The sequence below is a fragment of the Streptomyces sp. adm13(2018) genome, from assembly GCF_008042145.1.
In the GTDB taxonomy this organism is placed as follows: domain Bacteria; phylum Actinomycetota; class Actinomycetes; order Streptomycetales; family Streptomycetaceae; genus Streptomyces.
The window spans coordinates 329424-334577 of record NZ_RDBH01000114.1; the positions used below are offsets into that span (position 1 = coordinate 329424).

A 5154-nucleotide genomic window follows, 5' to 3' on the forward strand; every position below is an offset into this window, starting at 1 on the left:
GTCAGCCCCGCCACTCCAGCCCCGTACCGCACAGAACCCCTCCCGACCGAACACGCCACCGGGCTCCACCCGGAAACGCAAGAGGCCCCGGACTCTCGTCCGGGGCCTCTCACCTGTGTGCACTCGGCAGGATTCGAACCTGCAACCTTCTGATCCGTAGTCAGATGCTCTATCCGTTAAGCTACGAGTGCTTGTTCTTTTGTCTTGCCTTCGCTCCCCGGCCTTTCGACCCGCTCGCGGCGACAGACAGAACATTACATGACTGCCGCCGCCATGTGAAATCCATTAGGCCCACCCCTTGTGACCTGCGAAAACGTCGTACCGGCCGTCTTGGGCACCGGGGTGTCGCGGGGTGGAGACGGCCGAAGCCCCGGCCTGTGGGGCCGGGGCTTCGGTAGGGGCGGAGGCGGAGGGATTTGAACCCTCGATGGGCTTTAAGACCCAAACCGCATTAGCAGTGCGGCGCCATAGACCGGACTAGGCGACGCCTCCATGCACCTCGCGCTTGCGCGGGTGGTGCGTGCAGATGATGACACAGGCGAACCGGGTGTCACCAATCGATTCTCACCGTACTAGGCCTCCGGGGTCGGAGAGTTCGGGGCGCGAGGCGCCGGCCTCTACCGCTCCGGCCGGCAGCGCCCCGGCGCGTCCGTCCGGCACCGCTTCGGTGCGGGGGGACGGGCGGCTTGAATCCGCGGAGTTGCAAGGGCGGTGGTGGTCGTGGGCTGCCTCGGAGGCCGAAGGGACCAATCCTGTCGCCGACATGGACGGGCGCTCGTGCGCGCGTAATCAGCCGCGTGACGTGTGGTTCCTGGCCGGGACCTTCGGAGGCTGGGCCGGGCGCGCGTGCGAGGTTCCCGGTGGGCGGCCGATCGCCGCGCCCGTCGTCAACTCCTTCGGGGATCCCGAGCACTGCGCCGCCTTCATGAGGGACGCGCGGGGGGCCGTCGTCCTCGACGGCAAGGTGGTCGAACCGGAGACCTACCCGGGCGACTCGATCACCGTGCAGGCCGCTCCGGGCAACCCCGTCACCGGGGAGGAGGGGCGCTTCGCGGTCACCGGTTGCGGTCTGTGGGTCCAGTTGCCGCCCCTCGCTCCCGGGAAGCACACCCTGAAGATCCATGGACGGTCGGGCGACTTCTCGACCGACGCGGAGTACGCGTTGACCGTGGTCGCCTCGTCGGACTCGTCCGCGCCGTCGGCCCGGGCGAGCCGGGGTGCTCTGTGACGGGGCGCAGTTGAGCCGTTATGGTCGGATGATCGTTCTTTCTACGGATGTGGGGGTTGAGGCATGGCACTCTTCGGGAACGCGCACGCGATCGATCCGGCCCAGGCACAGCAGGACTACGCGCGGCTGCTCGGGCAGGGGGAGCAGGTGCACGCCGCGTACCTGCTGGTCCGCGACACCATCTTCTTCACCGACCGGCGCCTCGTGCTGGTCGACAAGCAGGGCATCACCGGCAAGAAGGTCGAGTACCACTCGATCCCGTACAAGAGCATCACGCACTTCGCGGTCGAGACCGCCGGCACCTTCGATCTGGACGCCGAGCTGAAGATCTGGATCTCGGGCAGCCAGCTGCCGGTCCAGAAGACCTTCACCAAGGGCGTCGACATCTACGAGGTGCAGGCGATCCTCACGCAGTTCGTCGCCCGCTAGGGACGGCCGCGGACGCGGTGTCGGGGAGGGGTTTCCGGGGATATCCCCGGGAGCCCCTCCCCTTTTGGGTGAACCTGTCTGATTTGCATGTCAGTTGAATATGCCCTCGGCCTAGCTTGCGAGGCGGAGGTGATGATCGATGGACGCGATCGACATCGATGACTTGGTGTACGCCGCCACCGGCGCGCCCCTGCGGAGGCTGACCGGCGCCGACGGGACCCACTGGTTCCCCGTCGTGGACGTGGCGAAGCGGCTGGGGTACGCGGGGACCCGGGAGGTGCTGCGGACCGTGGTGCTGCCGGAGGCGTGCCTGGCGGCCGCGCGGGAGCTCGCCGGGGAGGAGGCGTTCTCCGGGCGGAGCGGGATCAGGGCGTCGACGCGGATGGTGAGCCTCCAGGGGCTCGTCCAGCTCGTCGGGGCCTGCCGGAGGCCGGAGGCCGGGCCGTTCCGGGCGTGGACGGCCGAGGTCATGGCGGCGATCCAGCGCTACGGGGCGTACGGGCTCGAACCCTCCCCCGTGCACGCCGGACACGTCCTGCCGCCGGAGCTCCTCGACGCCCTCGTCCGGCTCGACGGGCAGTGGGACGAGCGGGCCGTCGCGTACGCCGAGCACACCGAGTACGCGGAGCTGCTCCGCGAGACCCGGCGGAGCCTGTCGCGGGTCGCCGCCTCCCTCGAACACCTCTCCCTGCCCCGGCAGCGGGCCGGCGCCGCGGTCGCGCTCACCCCCCAGCGGCTCGTCGACTCCTGGGCCGTCACCGGGGACGTGCGGACGGTCGCGGACTGCCTCGCCCCCGCGCTGGTCCGCGGCGGCGTCCGGTACAGGGCCCAGGACGTCACCCGCCGCACCGGCCTCGCCGGCGAACGCGTCCGGGACTGCGTACGCCTCCTGATCGAGCGCGGCTGCATGCGGGAGGTCGGCGGGCCCGACGCCGACGGGGCCCGCTTCTACGTCCTGCCCTGAGCGGGCACCACGACCCGGCCCGCGGCCGCGTCGCCCCGGTGCCCCGGGGTAGGGGACGGGGAGCGGAAGCGGACGTGCCGGAGACTGGACATCCGGGGAGCAGAGGGAGACGTGGGCGTGGAGTGGCGGTGTCGCGGGATCACCTGGGCCGGAGGCGAGCCGGGGCTGCGGTGGTGGGGCGGCGGCAGGGTCAGCGCCCTCGCGTACGGACAGGCGCTCGCCTTCCGGGCCGTCGGGGAGCGGCGGTGCCCGGGAGCCCGGGGGAACCCCTGCCCGCTGGACGCCGTCGTGCCCGGCAGGGCCACCGGCGGGCGCTGCGCGGAGTGCGCGCGGCTCGACCGGGCCCATTCGGTCGCGGCCGACACCTTCCTGGACGACCCGCAGCCGTACCGCGTGTACCTGGCCTGGTTCGGGCCCGGGATGACCAAGGTCGGGATCACCGCGGAGGCCCGCGGCGAGGCCCGGCTGCTGGAGCAGGGCGCCGTCACGTTCGGCTGGCTCGGGCGGGGGCCCCTGATGGCGGCCCGGCGGACCGAGGAGGTGCTCCGGCAGGCCCTCGGGGTCCCCGACCGGGTGGCGTACGAACGGAAGCGCGCCGCCCGGCACGCCCTGCCGTCCGCCCATGACCGGGAGGCCGAGGTCCGGGAGTTGTACGGGCGGGCGCGGGAGGTCGGCGGCTGGACGGAGACCCTGGAGCCGCTGGAGTTCGCCGCGCGCGACCACGCGGCCGTCTTCGGTCTCGACGGGCTGCCGCCGCTCGCCGGCACGGTCACGGAGCTGGTCGACGGGGGTGTCGTCAGCGGGCGGCTGCTCGCCGCGGCAGGGCCCGACCTGCATCTGCTCGACCCCGCCGGACGCTGTGTCGCCCTCGACACCCGGCTGATGGGCGGTTGGGTCCTCCGGGGCGCGGGGGAGGGGGACGCCTTCTCCGTCCCGGTGGCGGAGGCGGTGTCCGCGGTGGACGCGAGCAGTCAGGGGGAGCTCTTCTGAGGTCGGATCGAGGGCCGGCTGTGGGCCCGGCGGCCCCTTCGTAAAGTCTTGGATCCCTTTCCCGGCGTCCGTGGACATCCGCCCGCCGGCCCGGCGAGGGTGAGCGCATGACCCCCGAACTGGTGGCGGGCCTCGAACCGCCGTACTACACCGCTGTCTTCACCTCGATCCGGCCGGACGCCCCCGAGGGCTACGCCGAGACCGCGGCCCGGATGAACGAGCTCGCCCGCGCGATGCCCGGCTTCCTCGGCTACGAGTCGGCCCGTACCCCGGGCGGCATCGGCATCACCGTGGCCTACTTCCGGGACCTGGAGTCGCTGGACGCCTGGCGGCTGCACGGCGAGCACCGGGCGGCCAAGGCGCACGGGCGGGAGCACTGGTACGACCGCTACAGCGTGCACATCGGGAAGGTCGAGCGGAGTTACAGCTTTGAGCGCGCGTAGCGGGAGCGGGATCGGTCCCGGCGAGGCGCCCGCCCGGGGCGACGGCGGTGACCCCTGCTGCCCCGGGGGTGCGAGCCCCGGGAGCCGCGCCGGCCGGTACGACCCCGACAGCTCCGTGGACCGCGCCGACCGTGAGAGCCCTGCCGACCGCGCCGACCATGCCCACCAGCGCGAGAGCGCGGACATCCGGCGCCTCGTCGAGCGGCTCGGGATTCCCGGACTCGTCGACGTGCACACGCACTTCATGCCGCAGAACGTCCTCGACAAGGTCTGGGCCTACTTCGACGCCGTCGGTCCTCTGACCGGGTTGGAGTGGCCCATCACCTACCGCGAGGAGGAGGAGCGCCGACTCGTGCTCCTGCGGGGCTTCGGGGCGATCGCGTTCACCGCGATGCTCTACCCGCACAAGCCCGGGATGGGCGCCTGGCTGAACTCCTGGGCGGCCGACTTCGCCTCCCGTACGCCCGACTGCCTGCACACCGCGACCCTCTTCCCCGAGCCGGGCGTCGACCGGTACGTCCGCGAGGCGCTCGACGCGGGGGCCCGGGTCTTCAAGGTGCACCTCCAGGTCGGCGGCTTCGACCCGACCGACCCGGTGCTGGGCGGGGCGTGGGGCGCGCTCGCCGACTCCGGTACCCCCGTGGTGGTGCACTGCGGCTCCGGACCCACCCCCGGCAGGTTCACCGGGCCCGGGCCCATGGGCCGGCTGCTCGCCCGCCACCCCCGGCTCCGCGTGATCGTCGCCCATATGGGGATGCCCGAGTACGGCGACTTCCTCGACCTCGCGCAGCGGTACGAGGGCGTCCACCTCGACACCACGATGGCCTTCACCGACTTCAGCGAACGGCTCGCGCCCTTCCCCCGGGAGGAGCACGCGCGGCTCGTGGACCTCGGCGACCGGATCCTCCTCGGCTCCGACTTCCCGAACATCCCGTATCCGTACGTCCATCAGCTCCAGGCCCTCGAACGCCTCGGGCTCGGGGACGACTGGCTGCGGCGAGTCCTGTACGAGAACGGCGCCGCGTTGTTTCACGTGAAACCCTGAGCGTCCCGACCCGGCCCGGCTTTGCCTGACCCGCCCCGCCCCCCCCCCCCCCCCC

6 protein-coding genes and 2 tRNA genes are annotated in these 5154 nt (G+C 72.3%); 6 read left to right on the forward strand and 2 right to left on the reverse strand.

From position 1 onward, the window contains the following. Nucleotides 1-118: 118 nt before the first annotated feature. Nucleotides 119-191 (reverse strand) — tRNA-Arg (locus EAO70_RS13800). Between the two features lie 210 nt (nucleotides 192-401). Beyond that, nucleotides 402-492 (reverse strand) — tRNA-Ser (locus EAO70_RS13805). Between the two features lie 271 nt (nucleotides 493-763). On the opposite strand from EAO70_RS13805, the gene EAO70_RS13810 reads away from it, so the two are divergent. The 6 genes from EAO70_RS13810 (at nucleotide 764) to EAO70_RS13840 (ending at nucleotide 5099) form a co-directional block, all read left to right on the forward strand. Next, a complete protein-coding gene (locus EAO70_RS13810; RefSeq protein ID WP_261992845.1) occupies nucleotides 764-1228 on the forward strand; it encodes a signal protein in 465 nt (154 codons plus the stop codon). 63 nt (nucleotides 1229-1291) lie between these two features. Then, entirely contained in the window at nucleotides 1292-1657 is a 366-nt protein-coding gene (locus tag EAO70_RS13815) for a PH domain-containing protein (RefSeq protein ID WP_148003266.1), read from the forward strand. Between the two features lie 139 nt (nucleotides 1658-1796). Next, nucleotides 1797-2621 (forward strand): BRO family protein, encoded by an 825-nt coding sequence (locus EAO70_RS13820; protein ID WP_148003267.1) that lies wholly within the window; start codon nucleotides 1797-1799, stop codon nucleotides 2619-2621. 117 nt (nucleotides 2622-2738) lie between these two features. Then, nucleotides 2739-3611 carry a DUF2797 domain-containing protein gene (locus tag EAO70_RS13825; RefSeq protein WP_148003268.1) on the forward strand — a complete coding sequence of 291 codons (873 nt, stop codon included), beginning with the start codon at nucleotides 2739-2741 and terminating at the stop codon, nucleotides 3609-3611. Between the two features lie 107 nt (nucleotides 3612-3718). Beyond that, nucleotides 3719-4054 carry an antibiotic biosynthesis monooxygenase family protein gene (locus tag EAO70_RS13830; protein WP_148003269.1) on the forward strand — a complete coding sequence of 112 codons (336 nt, stop codon included), beginning with the start codon at nucleotides 3719-3721 and terminating at the stop codon, nucleotides 4052-4054. Between the two features lie 184 nt (nucleotides 4055-4238). Continuing rightward, complete coding sequence (locus tag EAO70_RS13840; protein WP_261992866.1) at nucleotides 4239-5099, forward strand: amidohydrolase family protein; 861 nt, start codon at nucleotides 4239-4241, stop codon at nucleotides 5097-5099. Nucleotides 5100-5154: the final 55 nt, after the last annotated feature.